Annotated in this window: 10 protein-coding genes and 1 pseudogene; 6 read left to right on the top strand and 5 right to left on the bottom strand. The window is 71.7% G+C overall.

The annotated features are described in order from the left end of the window. Positions 1-81 precede the first annotated feature (81 nt). The 5 genes from AB0J64_RS50775 to AB0J64_RS50755 form a co-directional block, all read right to left on the bottom strand. Positions 82-1,026: a hypothetical protein gene (locus tag AB0J64_RS50775; protein WP_364044455.1), complete on the bottom strand. Its 945-nt coding sequence runs from the start codon at positions 1,024-1,026 to the stop codon at positions 82-84. Then, positions 1,023-3,449: an SMC family ATPase gene (locus tag AB0J64_RS50770; protein ID WP_364044452.1), complete on the bottom strand. Its 2,427-nt coding sequence runs from the start codon at positions 3,447-3,449 to the stop codon at positions 1,023-1,025. Before AB0J64_RS50770 ends, AB0J64_RS50775 begins: the two co-directional genes overlap by 4 nt. Further along, positions 3,449-4,588 (bottom strand): exonuclease SbcCD subunit D, encoded by a 1,140-nt coding sequence (locus AB0J64_RS50765; protein ID WP_364044449.1) that lies wholly within the window; start codon positions 4,586-4,588, stop codon positions 3,449-3,451. The genes AB0J64_RS50770 and AB0J64_RS50765 overlap by 1 nt, the downstream gene beginning before the upstream one ends. Before the next feature lie 14 nt (positions 4,589-4,602). After that, a complete protein-coding gene (locus AB0J64_RS50760; RefSeq protein ID WP_364044446.1) occupies positions 4,603-6,366 on the bottom strand; it encodes an ATP-binding protein in 1,764 nt (587 codons plus the stop codon). A 77-nt stretch (positions 6,367-6,443) separates the two neighbouring features. Continuing rightward, positions 6,444-9,335 (bottom strand): CBM35 domain-containing protein, encoded by a 2,892-nt coding sequence (locus tag AB0J64_RS50755; RefSeq protein ID WP_364044443.1) that lies wholly within the window; start codon positions 9,333-9,335, stop codon positions 6,444-6,446. Between the two features lie 123 nt (positions 9,336-9,458). Here AB0J64_RS50755 and AB0J64_RS50750 point away from each other — a divergent pair, with 123 nt between their 5' ends. The 6 genes and pseudogenes from AB0J64_RS50750 to AB0J64_RS50725 form a co-directional block, all read left to right on the top strand. Next, positions 9,459-10,043, top strand: coding sequence for a hypothetical protein (locus tag AB0J64_RS50750; RefSeq protein WP_364044440.1), 585 nt, complete (start codon positions 9,459-9,461; stop codon positions 10,041-10,043). Between the two features lie 7 nt (positions 10,044-10,050). After that, positions 10,051-10,821, top strand: coding sequence for a fibronectin type III domain-containing protein (locus tag AB0J64_RS50745; RefSeq protein WP_364044437.1), 771 nt, complete (start codon positions 10,051-10,053; stop codon positions 10,819-10,821). Further along, on the top strand, positions 10,818-12,104 hold the full coding sequence (locus tag AB0J64_RS50740; protein WP_364044434.1) for an extracellular solute-binding protein: 1,287 nt from the start codon (positions 10,818-10,820) through the stop codon (positions 12,102-12,104). Before AB0J64_RS50745 ends, AB0J64_RS50740 begins: the two co-directional genes overlap by 4 nt. Continuing rightward, entirely contained in the window at positions 12,104-13,039 is a 936-nt protein-coding gene (locus AB0J64_RS50735) for a sugar ABC transporter permease (RefSeq protein ID WP_364044431.1), read from the top strand. The genes AB0J64_RS50740 and AB0J64_RS50735 overlap by 1 nt, the downstream gene beginning before the upstream one ends. Continuing rightward, positions 13,036-13,866, top strand: a complete 831-nt coding sequence (locus tag AB0J64_RS50730; RefSeq protein WP_364044428.1) for a carbohydrate ABC transporter permease — start codon at positions 13,036-13,038, stop codon at positions 13,864-13,866. The genes AB0J64_RS50735 and AB0J64_RS50730 overlap by 4 nt, the downstream gene beginning before the upstream one ends. A 187-nt stretch (positions 13,867-14,053) precedes the next feature. Then, positions 14,054-14,827, top strand: a pseudogene (locus AB0J64_RS50725) (hypothetical protein); the annotation flags it as partial.

The following is a 14,827-nucleotide window of genomic DNA, read 5'->3' as shown; positions in this document are numbered from 1 at the left end:
GCTCCGGACGCACCTACGGCCCGCCCCTCCCTGAGGAGGAGCGGGCCGCCGCGCCGAGTGCCTGTCCCCGAGCGCCGCTCGCTAGTCGGTCGCGGCCGTGCGCAGTGCGCGGTAGAGCAGGCGGCTGTCGCCCAGGTGGTGGCGCAGGAGTTTCTCCAGGCCGCCGATCGGGATCAGGTTCTGCGGGGCACGGGGGTCCTTGTAGTCGACGCCCGCCAGCGGCGGCAGGGCGAGGGTGACGGAGTCGGCCAGCCGTACGACCTGGGCCGGGTCGAGATCGGCACTGGCCTCGCAGCGGGCCACGCCCGCCCATGGCGCGGACGACTGGACGGGGAGCCGCAGGTACCAGGCGTGGCGCCGCCAGCTCGTGCCCATGAGGAACACGGGGGTGCGCTGGCCGGGGGTGAGGGCGGCGACCACCGCGGACTGGGGCGGCGGCAGGTAGGCGGTGTGGTGGGTCTTGATGTAGCCGACCGTGCGCGGCAGGTGCGTACGCCCCCGCAGCGGCCCGTCCACCAGGAGCAGGTCGTCGCCGCGGTTGCGGTGCCGGACGGCCAGGTCCACCTCGAGCTGGGTGACCTGCCGCTGCAGCGCCAGGGACAGCTCCTCGAAGGAGGCGTCGGCGGCCTTGCTGGGGTGGTAGGTGGCGTGCGTGGTCTTGACCTCGGGCGCGTACGGGGAGGCGGAGATGAGCGTCCGGTTGACCTGGATCTCCGCCAGGTCGGCCCCGTCCGGCCCGCAGCGGACGATCCCGGCCGCGTAGGAGGCGGCGATGCCGGGGACCGGCATGGGCGCGTCGGGATCGTGGACCCAGACGCGGGCGTCGATCCTGCGGACGCCGTCGGCGACGAGCAGGGTCTCGGGCGCGGAGGCGTCAGGTCCGGGCGTGACGGGTTTCCAGTCGGCGGCCGGCTGCTCGATGTCGAGGATCAGCTCGGCGCTGGTGGCGCCCAGCTCGGAGAGGTTCTCGACGGCGAGGGCGGCGGCGTAGCCGGGGTCCCACGGGTCGACGGTGAAGCCGGTCATGGTGCGACGGTCGCCTTCCGTACGTGGGAGCCCTTGCCGTCGCGGCTGACCTCGAAGCGGACCGGGACGCGGTCGGCCAGCGCGGGCACGTGCGTGACGACGCCGATCATGCGTTCCTGGCCGGCGGCGAGGCGTTCGAGTGTGGTGGCGACGGTGTCGAGCGTGGCGGGGTCGAGGGTGCCGAAGCCCTCGTCCAGGAAGATCGAGTCGAGCCTCCTGGCGACCGCGCCGGACAGGGCCAGCGCCAGGGCGAGTGCGGCCTGGAAGGTCTCGCCGCCGGACAGGGTGCGGGCGCTGCGCCGCATGCCGGCCTCGCCGTAGTCGATGACCTCGATGTCGCCGGTCTTGTCGGCGAGCGCGAGCTCGTACTGGCCGTCGGACAGCTCGCGCAGCGTGTCGGAGGCGGAGGCGACGAGCACGGCGAGGGCCTCGGCGCACAGCCAGCGTTCGAAGGCGTTGGCGCGCAGGCGGAGGGCGAGCTCATGGGCGACCTTGGCCTCGTGCTCCTTCTGGGCGACCTGTTTCTCAAGGTCGGCGGCGCGCCCGCGCTCCTCCTTGAGGCGTTCGAGTGCGCTGTCGGCGCGGGCGACGGAGCCGGCGACGGCGGCGCCGAGCTGGTCGGGAGAGGCGTCACGCGGCGTGACGACGCCGTGCTCGGCCAGGCGCTCGGCCAGCCTGCGGCGGTCGGCGGCGAGCCGGTCGCGGGCCTGGGCGAGCTGCTCCTTGCGTTCGGCGAGCGCGGCGCGGGCGGCCTGGGCGGCGCGGTCGCGCCAGCCGAGCAGCTCCGTCCAGGCCCGGTGCAGGTCCTCGCGGGCGAGGGATGGCGGCGGGTCGTCCTGGGCTCCGGAGACGAGCAGCCGGTCGCGGGCGGCCTCCAGGGTGCGCCAGGCGCTCTCGGTCTGGCGCTCGACCTGTTCGGCCGCGGCCCGCGCCTGCTCGAGGCCGCCGCGTGCGGCGCGTACGGCGTTGCGCGCCTGGGTGGCCAGCTGGTCGGCCTTGGCGATGGCGGCCAGCCGCGCCTCGAGCTCGGCCCGGTCGCCGGGCGCGGGGAGCGCGGCCAGCTCCGACTCCAGCCGGGCGGCCTGCGTGGCCAGCATCGAGGCCGAGGTCTCGGCCTTGGCGCAGGCGGCCCCGGCGCGCTGGGCGCGTTCGCGGGCGCCCGCCAGGGCGCGGTCGGCAGTGCGCATGTCGGCGGGAGGCGCGTGATGGGGCAGCTCGGCGACCGGGTGCCGGCAGACGGGGCACGGCTCGCCGACGGCGAGCCGGTTGAGCAGGTGGGCGGCGGCGTGGGCGTCGCGCAGGCGTTCGCGCTGCGCCTCGGCGGTGGCGAGCGCCTGTTCGGCGGCGCTCAGCTCGGCGGCCAGGCCCTCGAGTGACGCGGCGGCCGACGTGGCGGCGGCACGGGCTCGGGTGGCCTCGGCCTGCTGGCGTTCGCGGGCGTCCAGGGCCGTGAGCGCCGCCCGGGGCGCGCCGCGGTCGCCGAGCGCGGCCAGCGCCTCGTACGCCTCGTGCTCGTCGGCCTCCAGCCGGGCCACATCGGCGGCCATCGTCTCGACCGACTCGGCGGCGGCGCGGCGGGCCGCGGCCAGGGTGGGGACGGCGGCGGGCATGCGGAGCTGGGAGAGCACCGACTGGCGTTCGGCCACGGCGGCCCGCTCCTGCTCGGCGCGGCGGATGTCGCCCTCGCGGGCACGCAGCAGGTCAAGGTCGGCGCCGATGGTCTCGGCCAGCCGCCGCAGCGCGGCCAGCCGCTCGGCCAGCTCGCGTTCGGCCTCCTCCGTCGCGCCGGAGAGCTTGGCGAGCTGGTCGCGGGCGAAGGAGGCGGCCTGCTTGGCGGCCTCCTCCTCGCGGGCGGCGCTCTGCCTGATCCGCTCGTAGACGTCGGCGTCGAGCAGCTGCACCAGCAGGTCCTGCCGCTCGCGCGGCGCGGCGTGCAGGAACTCGGCGAAGCGGCCCTGCGGCAGCACCACGCACTGCGTGAAGAACCGGTACTCCAGCCCGGTCACCCGCTGCGCCTCGGTGGTGACGTTCTCGCCCTCGGCGACCGGCTTGACCACCGCGTCGAACGCCTCTCCGAGCGGCGCGGCGGCGTCCAGCTCGTCGAGCCTGGCCTCCTTGGTGCGCACCGCGCCCTTGGCGTCGCGCACCATCGCGCGGACCACGCCGTAGCGCCGGCCGTCGCTGTCGAACACCATCGCCACCTTGCCGGCGGTGACGGACGGGGCCAGGGCGTGGGCGACGGCGTTCTCCCTGCCCCAGCGCGGCACGGTGCCGTACAGGGCGAAGCAGATCGCGTCGATGATCGTGCTCTTGCCCGCGCCGGTCGGGCCCACCAGCGCGAAGTACTCGGTGTCGGAGAAGTCGACGGTCACCGGCTCGCGGAAGCTGCCGAAGTGGTCCAGGTGCAGCAGCAGGGGGCGCATCAGCCGGTCACCTCGTCGTAGAGCCGGTCGAACAGCGTGGCCACCTGCTCGTCGTGGCGGCCTGTCGCGGTCAGGTAGTCGCGGAACAGCTCGCGCGGGCTGCGCTCGCCCGAGCCGGTCCTGCGCGTGGCGGGCACCGGCCGGAACTTCTCATCCAGCATGACGTCGACGGCCCCGGACAGCAGCTCGCGCACGTCGTCGGCCAGGCCGACGCGCGGTTTCTCCTCCACGATCACCTTCAGCCAGTCGTCGCCCGGCTCGATGCCCTCCAGCTGCTCCAGCGTGCCGCGCACGGTACGCAGGCGGCGGGCCGAGGCGAACGTCAGCTCGCTGACCACGGCGGGCCGCCCCGGGGTGACCTCGACCAGCAGCGCGCCCGGGGTGTTGCCCTCCTCGCCGAAGTCCACGTTGAGCGGCGAGCCGCTGTACCAGATCGGGCACGGGCCGGGGATCTGCTGGCGGCGGTGCAGGTGGCCGAGCGCGGCGTACTGGGTGGCGGGCGGGAACGCGGTCGGCTCGAAGTAGTAGGAGAAGATGGACTGCGCCTCCCGTTCACCGCCGCCGAACGCGCCGCCGGGGAGCGTGCCGTGGGTGGTGACCAGGTTGACGGTGTCGGCGTGGAAGCCCGCGGTGAGCGCGCCGATCAGCTCGCCGACGCGGGAGGCGTAGTCGCGGTTGTGGTCGGAGGCGGTGCCGGTGAGGACCTCGGCGGCGCGTACGACGTACCGGTGCGACAGGAACGGCAGCACGGCCAGCCGCACCGGCTCCCCCGAGCGCGCCGTGAAGGCGAGCGTGCCGCCCGCGTCCGGGCGCCGGAACGAGCCGATCACGTGCAGGCCGAGCTTGCCCAGCACCGGCCGGTAGACCTCCAGCAGCTGCGGATTGTCGTGGTTGCCGGCCAGCACCACCACGTCGCGGCCGTCGCCGCGCAGCGCCATCAGCGCGTTGAGCACCAGCGACTGCGCCTCGGGCGTGGGCGCCGAGGTGTCGAACAGGTCGCCGGCCACGATGACGGCGTCCACGTCGTGCGTGCGGGCGGCGGCGACCAGCTCGCGCAGCACGGCCCGGTGCTCGTCGAAGCGGGGACGGCCCTTGAGCACCTTGCCCACATGCCAGTCCGCGGTGTGCAGGATCTTCACGAAACCACCTGTGGTCAGAAGGGCGGGATGTCGTCTTCGACGCCGGGCAGGCCCTGGAACGGATCGGCCGAGACCTTCGCCGGCTGGGTCGCGGCCTCGGCCGGCCGGGTGGCCCAGGCGGGGAAGGGGAACGCGACGGCCAGCGGCACCGGGATCTCCGGCTGGGCCACGAACATGGTGCCCGGCTTGGCGATCGTCGCGCGTTCGCGCACGGCCGGAGGCAGCCAGCCGTACTCGGACCGGGCGGCCTCGGCCGGGTCCAGCCGGCCCGCGACGCGTACGGCGCTGTTGGAGACGATGCGCCGCTCCACCTCCGAGGCCGTCTGCTGGGCGCCGATGAGGATGACGCCGAGCGAACGGCCCCGCTCGGCCACGTCCAGCAGGATCTCCTTGATGGGCGAGTCACCCTCGCGCGGCGCGTACTTGTTCAGCTCGTCCAGGACCACGAAGAGCAGCGGCCGGGCCGTGCCCGAGGACTCCTTGCGGTGGAACTCCCCGCGCAGCACCACGCCCACCACGAACCGCTGCGCCCGCTCGGGCAGATTGTGCAGGTCCACGATCGACACCTGCGCGTCGGAGGTGCGGACCGAGTGGTTGCGGTAGAAGGGCAGATCGCCCCGGATGATCGGCGAGAGCGGGCGCACCGCGCTGCGCAGCCTGCGCAGGAAGGCGTTGACCGTGCCGAGCGGCGTCTGCGCGCCGCTCCACTCGCCGCGCGCGCTCTCGTCCTGCAGCTGGTCGGAGAGCATCTCCACGAGGTCGGCGAACGTACGGCAGGAGATGCCGCGCACCATGACCGCGCCGCCGTCGCCCACCGGCTCGGCCCACGCCTTCAGCCGGGCGGCGACCTGCCCCACCAGCAGCGAGTAGCCGGCGCGCTCGTCGTCGGCGTCGGCGAACACGAACCGCAGCAGCTCCTCCTGGCAGAACTCCACCAGCGTCCAGTAGAAGGCGCTCACCCCCTGGGTGCGGGCCGAGACGTGCGGTACGCCGTTGGGGTCGCCCGGGCGGGGCGGCGCGAACACGTGAACGCTGCCGAACGCCCTGGCCGGCAGCCCCAGCCGGGCGTAGACGCCGGCGGCGCGCTCGTCGAGCCGGACGTTGTCGTGGTCGAGGAAGAGCAGGTCCTCGCCCTTGACCGAGAAGATCAACGCCTTGGTGTTGGCCGCCTCGCCCTCCAGCACCCCCGAATTGAAGATCGAGTAGAGCAGGAACGTCGCGAACGAGGTCTTGGTGGCCACGCCCGACACGCCGGAGATCGACACGTGCGCGCCGCGGGTGCCGTCGAGGAAGTCGAAGTTGACGTAGAGCGGCTGGCCGTCGCGGCCCATCCCCAGGGGGATCCGCCGGTCCATCACGTCGAAGTACAGAGCCTGCTCACGGTCGCCCGCGCCGGCCAGGAAGACCTTGGAGCCGGGCAGCGGCGGCACGAACACCTCCGGCTCGACCCTCGTCACCCGCACCTCCGCCACCTCGACCACCGCGGCCGGCAGCGCGCCGTCGGCGATCAGGAAGACGTCGGAGTCGTACGCGGCGCCCTCGTGCCTGGCCTCCACCGTGGTGACCACGCCGGCCACCAGCACCGGGCCGTAGCCCGGCACCTCGCGCCTGGTCACCACCACGTCGTCGAGCTGGACGACCTTGCCCGGCTCCAGCCCCACCCAGAACGACAGCGGCGAGGCCGCCTGGGTGCCCAGCACCCGCCCGACCGCCTCACCGGCCGCAGGCGCCGCCGACGTCGCCGCCGCCTGATGGTTCACCGCCCCGTTGACCGTCACTCATCCCTCCGCCCCCACGAATCCCGCTCTAAGGGAGCGTAGTCGGCCTCAGGGGTGCGTCCGGCTCATTTCAGCAGTTAGCCGATCGAGATCCGGTCGAGGTCGGGGGCGGCGGCCGTGTCGTTGTAGATCTTGATGGTGTTGGCGCCGGCCCGCAGTGTGACGGGCACGGACGTGGTGTAGGGGGTGTTGTTGCCCACGCCGCTCACCTTCACCTCGACCGGCGGCCCGCCGTTGACGGTCACGAAGTACGACCGGTCGCCGTTGACGGTGAAGTCGATGAAGAGCGTGTACTCGCGGGCCTGCGGCACCACGACGTCCTCGAACAGCACGTAGGCGTCGGAGGCGCCGCCGAGGTTGCGTACCTTCTGGCCGCCTGAGCAGGGCGTGCAGCTCGTGATGCCCGAGCTGCCGACCTGGTTGCGCGAGTCCTCGGCCTCGCGCATGAACACCCGGTCGGCGGGGCGCGGCCGGACCCGCACCTGCCTGGTGACCGTGTTCGGGCGGCCCAGCACCTGGAACGCGGCCGTGACCGGGATGTCGGCCGGCGTGACGTCCTGGCCCGGCGGCGAGGTGAGCGTCCACGTGCCTTCCAGCGTCTGCCCGAGCCGCATCGTGCCCGCCGTGACGGGATCGCCCTCGACCGTCCAGCCCGCGGGGGCGACCAGGGCGAGCCGCACCTGGTCGAGCGCGTCATCGGCGTCGAGGCGGAGGTTCGCCGACACCTTCAGCGACTGCTGCCCCGGGCCTGCCCACTGCAGGCCGCCCGGCTCGACGGTCATGGTCGTCTTGGGCACGTACGAGGCGGGCGGCAGCGGCGCCACGGCGAGACGGTCGATGCCCGGCCCCCTGGGCGCGTCGCTGGACAGGGTGATCGTGTTGGCCCCGGCGCGCAGCGGCACCGGCAGCGCCGTGGAGAGCGGCACGTCCGCGTTGTCGCCGGGGACCCGTACCTGGATCGGCGCGGCGCCGTTGACCCCGATCGAGAGGGCGCTCTCCGCGGCGGCGGTGTGGTCGATCTGCAGCCGGTAGTCGCCCTCCGCCGCCACCGTGACGTCGCGGTAGGTGATCGCGTTACGCGGCCCGCCGCCGAGCCCGGCGACCTTCGCCCCGCCGGAGCAGGCCGAACACGGCTCGACCCGTGCCGCGCCCGAGCGGCGCTGACGTTCGGCCTCCAGCGGCACCGCTTCGCCGGAGGAGACCGGGTAGTCGTGCGCGACCTCGATCTCGTCGATCTGCAACTCCTGGAAGAAGCGCGGCGCCTGCGGCCCGGCCCAGGTGTTCAGCACCTCCAGCTTGACGTAGCGGGCGCGCCGCTCGCCGAGGTCCACGAACTGCGTGCCGCGGGCACTGCGCATCGCGCCCGTGCGGACCGGCCGGCCCCAGTGCCGGCCGTCGTCGCTCACGTAGACGCGGTAGTCCTTGATCCGCGCGGAGTCCTCGGGGCGGCCGAACGTCTCGCGGGCGTACGTGGGCGACCACTCGCGCTGGCTGACCGCGAGGTACGCCGCCCTGCGCACCCTGCCGAGGTCGAGCGTCACCGAGACCGGGAGCTTCGCGGCGCTGTCCCAGTAGGTCTCGTGGCTGCCGTCCACGAGCGCCCCGGCCGGGTGGCCGTCACGCGAGGAGGAGGCGGTGGCCCTGAGCGCGGACCGGTCATAGAAGTGCTGCCGTCCGGCCGTCTCGACCTTGAAGACGGTGTCGTAGGCGTCCCACTTCGTGATGCCGAGGATCGTCAGGTAGCCGCCGGACTGGCTGAACCGCATCCGCTCCCCGGTGCGCAGGTCGCTCACCGCGCTCACCCGGTAGCCGTTGTCGCGCAGGCGTACCAGGTCGGTGCTGGGCCTGGTCACCACGTGCACGTACTGGATCTTCGCGCCGCCGCGCTCGACGGTGACGACGCCGTGCGCGCCGTCGTTCCAGAAGCCCGGCTGCATGCCCCCGTACAGGTAGCCGCCGCCCTCGGTGCCCCGCAGGGACGCGCTGATCGGCGGGACCCACGTGGCCATGAAGGCGTTGAACTCCTCCTGCTCCGGCGGGAACCTGCCGTTGACCATCGGGGTCTCGGCCATCAGCGACTTCATCGACGAGCCGGCGTTGGTGACGTAGCGGCCGGTGCTGAGCCGGAAGTCCACCGGGTGGGTGCCGCCGTCGTACCACCAGTCGCCGGTCGTGGGCAGCTTGTAGTCGGCCTCGACGAGGCGCGGCATCGGGGTCCAGGCGGCCTGCGGGTAGTCGTAGGCCGGGGTCATGCCGGTCTTCTGCTCGTTGCTGACCGTGTCCATGATCGGGGTGTCCTCGTTGTTGTTGCTCAGCAACCAGGACGGCCGCTTCTCGCGGATCTGCTCGTAGAGGTGGTTCTGCTCCCAGTACTCGTTGTCGTTGTCGATCCAGAACCCCGCCAGGTCCTGATATTTCGCCATAACCTCGAAGAAAAGGTCATAGCTATACATGCCGAATCCGGCGCGGGTGGTCAGGTCGACCTGCCGGCCCTTGTAGGCGGAGTAGGCGGCCGAGTCGAGCGTCTCGACGCCCTGCTCGTTGTGCCACTGCGGGTCGTCGGTCATGTAGAGGATGACCCGTACGTCCTTCGCCTTCCCGGCGCTGACCAGCTCGCCGAGGAAGTCCCGCTTGGTGGCGCACGAGCCGGGGATCTGCGACGGCCACGGCCGCGCGTAGCCGAGCCTGCTGTGGAAGGTGGCCAGCACGATGTACGAAGCGCCCAGCTTGCGGGCCTCGTCCACCCAGTAGTCCGGGCTCCAGCCGCCCTCCGTCACGTCGCGCTCCCAGGCGGCGCAGTCGAGGTGGCGCGGCGCGGTGAACATGCCCCAGTGCAGGAACAGCCCGGCCGTGGAGTCGCGTAACCACTGCTGCCTCGGATGCTGGACCTCCGCGCCGGCGGGCGCCGCGCAGAGGCTCACGACCACGGCGAGGATCAGTGCGGCCACGAAAGTACGTCGAAGTCCCATGGGCAAACCCCTCCAGACATCCGATGAATACAGTAGCCGCAGGAGCCGGTCAAGGGTCTTGACGCAGGAACACGCGAAGTGATCCTATGACTCGTGATAGGAAAGTTTCCTAATGGAGGGTCGATGCGATTACTCATCATGAGCGCGCTGGCCGTCGGGCTGCTGCTGCCCGCCCTCCCCGTTTCCGCTGATCCCGTCGAGTCGGGGCCCTGGACCGAGTACTCGCCCACGTTCACCGTCCAGGAGCGGGGTTGCGGTGACGTCAGCGACCTGACGTTCAGGCTGACCTGCTCGACGGACAGCGGCGACCAGCGGGCCGAGCGGCGCTACGCCACCTACTCCAGCGGCACCCGCCAGTTCGAGGGCTACTTCAAGATCACCAGCCTGCCGGGCACCCGGATCAGCCTGAAGCAGACGTTCAAGACGACCGGGCCGTTCTTCATGCTCGCCGTCGAGCGCGGCGGCCGGCTGTACTCGGTGCACGGCGGCGACACGATCGCCACGGGCGCGACGATCGGCACCACGGTCCGCGTCAACACCGTCCACGTGGTCGGCGGCGTTCACCGCACCTACATCAACGGGTCGCTGAAGCACACGGTGTCGAGCGAGAGCGGCAGCTTCTACGACAAGTTCGGCGCGTACCGGACGGCCAGCGGCCAGGGGCCCGCCACGGTCGAGTGGAGCGGCATCCGCTTCTGGCGTAAGTAGGGGGCCGATGAGGGCCCGGAAGGCGTGGGTGCTGATGGGATTGGTGCTGGTGGTCCCGGTGGCCGCCGCGTGCGCGGTCCCGCGGCCGGAGCCGTCGGGGCGGCAGGAGCCGTCGGGGCGGCAGGAGGCGCCGGTCCGGCTGGAGGCCGAGCTCGTGTCGCCGACCGACATCACGCTGCGCTGGCAGGGCCGCGATCCGGGCGCCGCCGGGCACGTGATCGAGTTCGCCACCGAGCCCGCGGGGCCGTACACGATCCTGGGCTTCCTGCCGCCGGAACAGACGTCGTACACGCATCCCGACCTGATGCCGCGCACCACCTTCTACTACCGGCTGCGGCCCTACTACGGCGCGGCCTCCGCGCCGGTCGACGTGACACTCGGCGGGGGGCCGTACCCGAAGCCCGATCCCCACTGGGCCGAGCCGCGCGTGCTCCCGGGAGGGTCCCCCGGGACGCGGCCGGTGGGCAGCGAAGGCGCCGCTCCCACCGGCCTCGAAGCGACGGTGACGCAGGCCGACGGCGTCGCGTTCCGGTGGGCCGACCAGGCCCGCGACGAGGAGGGCTTCCTGCTGGAGGACCGGCCGGCGGGCCGGCCCGGCTACCGGGTGACCGCCGTGCTCGCGCCGGACGTCAACGCGTTCGGCCTGGTCACCCTGCCCGAGGAGCGGCACGCCTCCTACCGGGTGCGTGCCTTCCGCTACGGCCCGCCGTCCGACGTCGTCCAGCGGACGACCGGAGACGACACCCCATCCCCCACCACCGAAGAAAGCTCACCATGAACAAGCTGTCCGCGTCCGGTGCGCTCGCACTGGCCGTCACATTGGCGCTGAGCGCCTGTTCGAGCGGTACGCCCGGCACGTCCTCCGCTCCTGCGTCAAGCGGTAAGCAGAAGGTCACGTTCCTCGTCTTCCCCTCGCCGAACCTGCCGGAGTCGTACTGGAAGGCCCAGGTGGCGCTGGTGACGAAGGCCAATCCCGACCTCGACGTGGAGCTGGTCGCCGCGCCGTCGGAGTCGGAGCGCAACGACTACGCCAAGCAGCTGGCCGCGTCGGGGCAGCTGCCCGACGTGCAGATCGGCATGCAGGACCTGATCGCCCTGGAGCCGAACCTGGCGCCCTGGACCGAGCAGGAGCTGAAAGACTTCCTCTGCCCCACCTGCGGCGCGGTCAACGGCAAGGTGCTGCAGCTGCCGGCCAACACCCAGACGATCCCGAACGTCTACTACAGCAAGAAGCTGTTCAAGAAGGCCGGGATCACGGCGCCGCCCAAGACGTACGCCGAGCTGCTCGCCGACGCCGAGAAGCTCAAGGCCGCCGGGATCACGCCGTTCGTCAGCGGCGGGGCGTTCGTCACCTCCCAGCCGTGGACCGCCATCCTGGCCACCGACCTGTACGCCAAGACGCCCGACTGGATCGCCAAGCGCCGCGCCGGCCAGGTCACCTTCGCCGGCGACCCGGTCATGAAGGCGGCCACGCAGAAGTTCGCCGATCTCGCCGCGAAGGGCTACGTCGACAAGCGGCAGATCGGCCAGGACTACCCCAAGACGCAGGAGGCGTTCCTGGGCGGCAAGGGCGCGATGTACCCGATGGGCAGCTGGTTCGCCGCCGCGGCCGACCAGTCGGACATGAAGGACGACATCGGCGTGTTCGCCTGGCCCAGCGATGACGGGAATCTGCACCTGCCGGCGTTCACCGGCGGCGGCCTGTCCGTGAGCGCCACGGCGAAGAACATGGCCGCGGCCAAGAAGTTCGCGCTGGCCTTCCAGCTCACCAGGGAGAACCTGGACGCCTCGGTCAAGGCCGACGCGCTGTTCCCGGCCATCAAGGGTTACACGCCGCCGTCCAGCACCGGCCCGGTCTTCAAGGCCGTGTACGACCTGTGGCAGCAGGCGATCAAGCAGAACGCGACCGTCCCGGCGTTCGGCTGGGAGGCCGGCGACGCGGCCATGCTGCCCGGCATGCAGGGCAAGTTCTGGTCTGCCGCGCAGGACCTGGTCAGCGGCAAGAAGACGACGGACCAGACGCTGGCGTTCCTCGACACCGAATGGGAGAAGAGCGGCTGATGGCCGTCAGCACCACCCATCGCAGGCCCGGCGCGCTGACCCGCCGTGGGAGCAGGCGGCCGGTGCGGCCGGGCCTGTGGCACTTCCTGACCTTCGCGGCGCCGGGCACGCTCGTCTACACGTGCCTGGTGCTGCTGCCGATCGCCATGAGCGTCGGCTACAGCCTCACCAACCAGGCGCTGCTCAGGCCGAACACGCAGTTCGTCGGGCTGCGCAACTACGCGCTGCTGTTCAAGGACGACACGTTCCTGAACTCGCTGCGGGTCACCACCATCCTGTCCCTGATCGTGGTCATCGTCCCGAACGTGCTCGGCGTGGCCATCGCCGTCGTCCTCGACCGGCGCGGCTGGCTCTACAACGCGCTGCGCAGCGTCTTCTTCACGCCCATGGTGATCAGCTCGGTGGTCATCAGCGTGATCTGGACCCGCGTGCTCGCCGACGACGGGCCGGTCAACCAGGGGCTGCGGGCCCTGGGGGTGAGCGAGCCGCCGGGGTGGCTGTCCGACCCGGACATAGCGCTCTACTCGCTGTCGTCCATCGTCTGCTGGCAGATGCTGGGCTTCTGCGTCGTGGTCTACCTGGCCGGGCTGCAGGGGGTGCCGCAGGAGCTCGCCGAGGCGGCCGCGATCGACGGGGCCGGGCCGCTGCGGCGCTTCTGGAAGGTCACCTGGCCGCTGCTGGCGCCCGCGCTGACGATCAACACGGTCGTCCTGCTGATCTCCGCGTTCAAGATCTTCGACCACGTCAAGGTCATCACGAACGGCGGCCCGGGCACGGGCACGACGGCCAGTGTGGCGTTCGTCGTCCTGCAGGAGGGGTTCGTGGAGAACCGCACCGGCTACGCCTCCGCCGAGGCGGTCGTCATGCTCGTCATCATCGCCGTCCTGTCGGTGGTCACGCTGCGGATCCTGACACGCAGGGAGGTGCAGCTATGACGGGGTCCCGCGTGCCGTGGGTGCGTCCGCTGGTCGCGCTGGTCATCGGCGCCGTCTTCTTCATCCCGCTGTACATCGCGCTGATCAACGTCTTCAAGGCGAGCGGTCAGGTGGCGCGCGACACGATGTCGCTGCCCGCGCCGCCCACCCTGGACAACCTCGTCCGCGTACTGACCGACCCCGACAGCCTCTTCTGGTCGTCGCTGCGCACCAGCGTCGTGGTCACCTCGCTGTCGATCGTCATCCTGACGGTGCTGTCGGCGATGCTGGGCCACTACCTGGCGCGGCACGACCAGTGGTGGTCGCGGGCGGTCATGGTGCTGCTGCTGTGCGGGCTGATGATCCCGCCGCAGGTCATCCTCATCCCGGTCACGCAGGTGCTCAAGTCGCTCGGGCTGATGTCCACGCTCCAGGGCCTCGTCCTGTTCAACGTCGGCTACTACGTGCCGTTCGGGGTGTTCGTCTTCTCCGGGTTCATGAAGGGGATCCCGCGCGAGCTGGAGGAGGCGGCCGCGATCGACGGGGCGACGCGGTGGCAGACCTTCTGGCGCGTCGTCTTCCCGCTGCTGCGGCCGGCCACCGCGAGCGTGCTGATCTTCCTCGGCGTGTGGATCTGGAACGACTTCCTCAACCCGCTGATCATCTACGGGCCGCGCGAAGGCACGACGATCATGACGGGCGTGTACAAGTCGCTCGGCCAGTACGCCGCGGACTTCGGCGGCATGTTCGCCCTCATGTTCCTGGCCACCCTGCCGATCCTGGTCTTCTACCTGCTGCTGCAGAAGCAGTTCGTCAAGGGCCTCACGGGCGGCGCGACCAAGGGCTGACAGTAACGCATGAGCGGCGACCGGCTCGGCGGACGCGGCCGAGGGGTTCGTCCGAATTGTGGTCTGGAGTCCACAGCGCTTCAGGGTCGGGAGGAAGCGTCATCCCCTTTCGAAAACAGAATGGAAAGCATCGGTAACAGTAGGTAATATGTGGGGCTGCTGAGGCTCTCGGGACGGGAGGTGCACGATGGCGATTCGGCACTCCACCGCCAAGCGAGCAGGCCTGCCGTCGGTGGTGCAGCTCCGGCTCGCGCCCACCCGCTCTCAGGCCGACGCCCTGAGCGCGACGGTGCAGGTGTGCAATCAGGCGGCCACCGTCGTCTCCCGCATGGCCTGGCAGAACCGCACATTCACCGTGCTGGAACTGCACCGGCTCGCCTACTATCCGGTGCGCGGGCTGTTCGCCGGATTGGGCGCGCAGGCGGCCGTGCGGGCGATCGCCCGGGTCGCCGGCGCCTACGCCAACCGCCGCGCCACCAAGAGGCGGGCTCATGTGTTCCGCCCGTCCGGGGCGGTCCCCTACGACGCGCGCCTGATGAGCTGGAACCGGGACGCCCGCACCGTGTCCCTGTGGACCCCTACCGGCCGCGTCCACGTCGCCTACACCGGCCGCGAGCAAGACCTCAAAGCCCTCGACACGCTGCCGATGGGGGAGGCCGACCTGATCTGCCGGCGCGGCGTGTGGTTGCTGCAGGTCACTCTCACTCTGCCCAAGCCCCGGACGCGTGAGCCGGTCAACGGCTTTCTCGCCGTAGATCAAGGGGTGGCGAACCTGGCGGTCACCTCTGATGGTGCGGTGCTTCCCGGCCCTGCCCTGTCCGGCACCATCGACGGTAACGGCCACGTCCGGAGCCTGCGCGAGCGGCGGCACCGCCAGCGCCGCCGGTTGCAGAAGAAGGGCACTCCTGCGGCGCGGCGGGTGCTGCGCCGCCTGTCCGGGCGTGAGCACCGGATGATGACC

The organism is Nonomuraea sp. NPDC049695 (assembly GCF_040674955.1).
In the GTDB taxonomy this organism is placed as follows: Bacteria; Actinomycetota; Actinomycetes; order Streptosporangiales; family Streptosporangiaceae; genus Nonomuraea; species Nonomuraea helvata.
This window is presented reverse-complemented; position numbering and strand designations above follow the sequence as displayed.

Coding starts and splice junctions, on each gene's coding strand:
- AB0J64_RS50775 (WP_364044455.1), bottom strand. CDS start 1,026: ATGACCGGCTTCACCGTCGACCCGTGGGACCCCGGCTACGCCGCCGCC.
- AB0J64_RS50770 (WP_364044452.1), bottom strand. CDS start 3,449: ATGCGCCCCCTGCTGCTGCACCTGGACCACTTCGGCAGCTTCCGCGAG.
- AB0J64_RS50755 (WP_364044443.1), bottom strand. CDS start 9,335: ATGGGACTTCGACGTACTTTCGTGGCCGCACTGATCCTCGCCGTGGTC.
- AB0J64_RS50750 (WP_364044440.1), top strand. CDS start 9,459: ATGCGATTACTCATCATGAGCGCGCTGGCCGTCGGGCTGCTGCTGCCC.
- AB0J64_RS50745 (WP_364044437.1), top strand. CDS start 10,051: ATGAGGGCCCGGAAGGCGTGGGTGCTGATGGGATTGGTGCTGGTGGTC.
- AB0J64_RS50740 (WP_364044434.1), top strand. CDS start 10,818: ATGAACAAGCTGTCCGCGTCCGGTGCGCTCGCACTGGCCGTCACATTG.
- AB0J64_RS50735 (WP_364044431.1), top strand. CDS start 12,104: ATGGCCGTCAGCACCACCCATCGCAGGCCCGGCGCGCTGACCCGCCGT.
- AB0J64_RS50730 (WP_364044428.1), top strand. CDS start 13,036: ATGACGGGGTCCCGCGTGCCGTGGGTGCGTCCGCTGGTCGCGCTGGTC.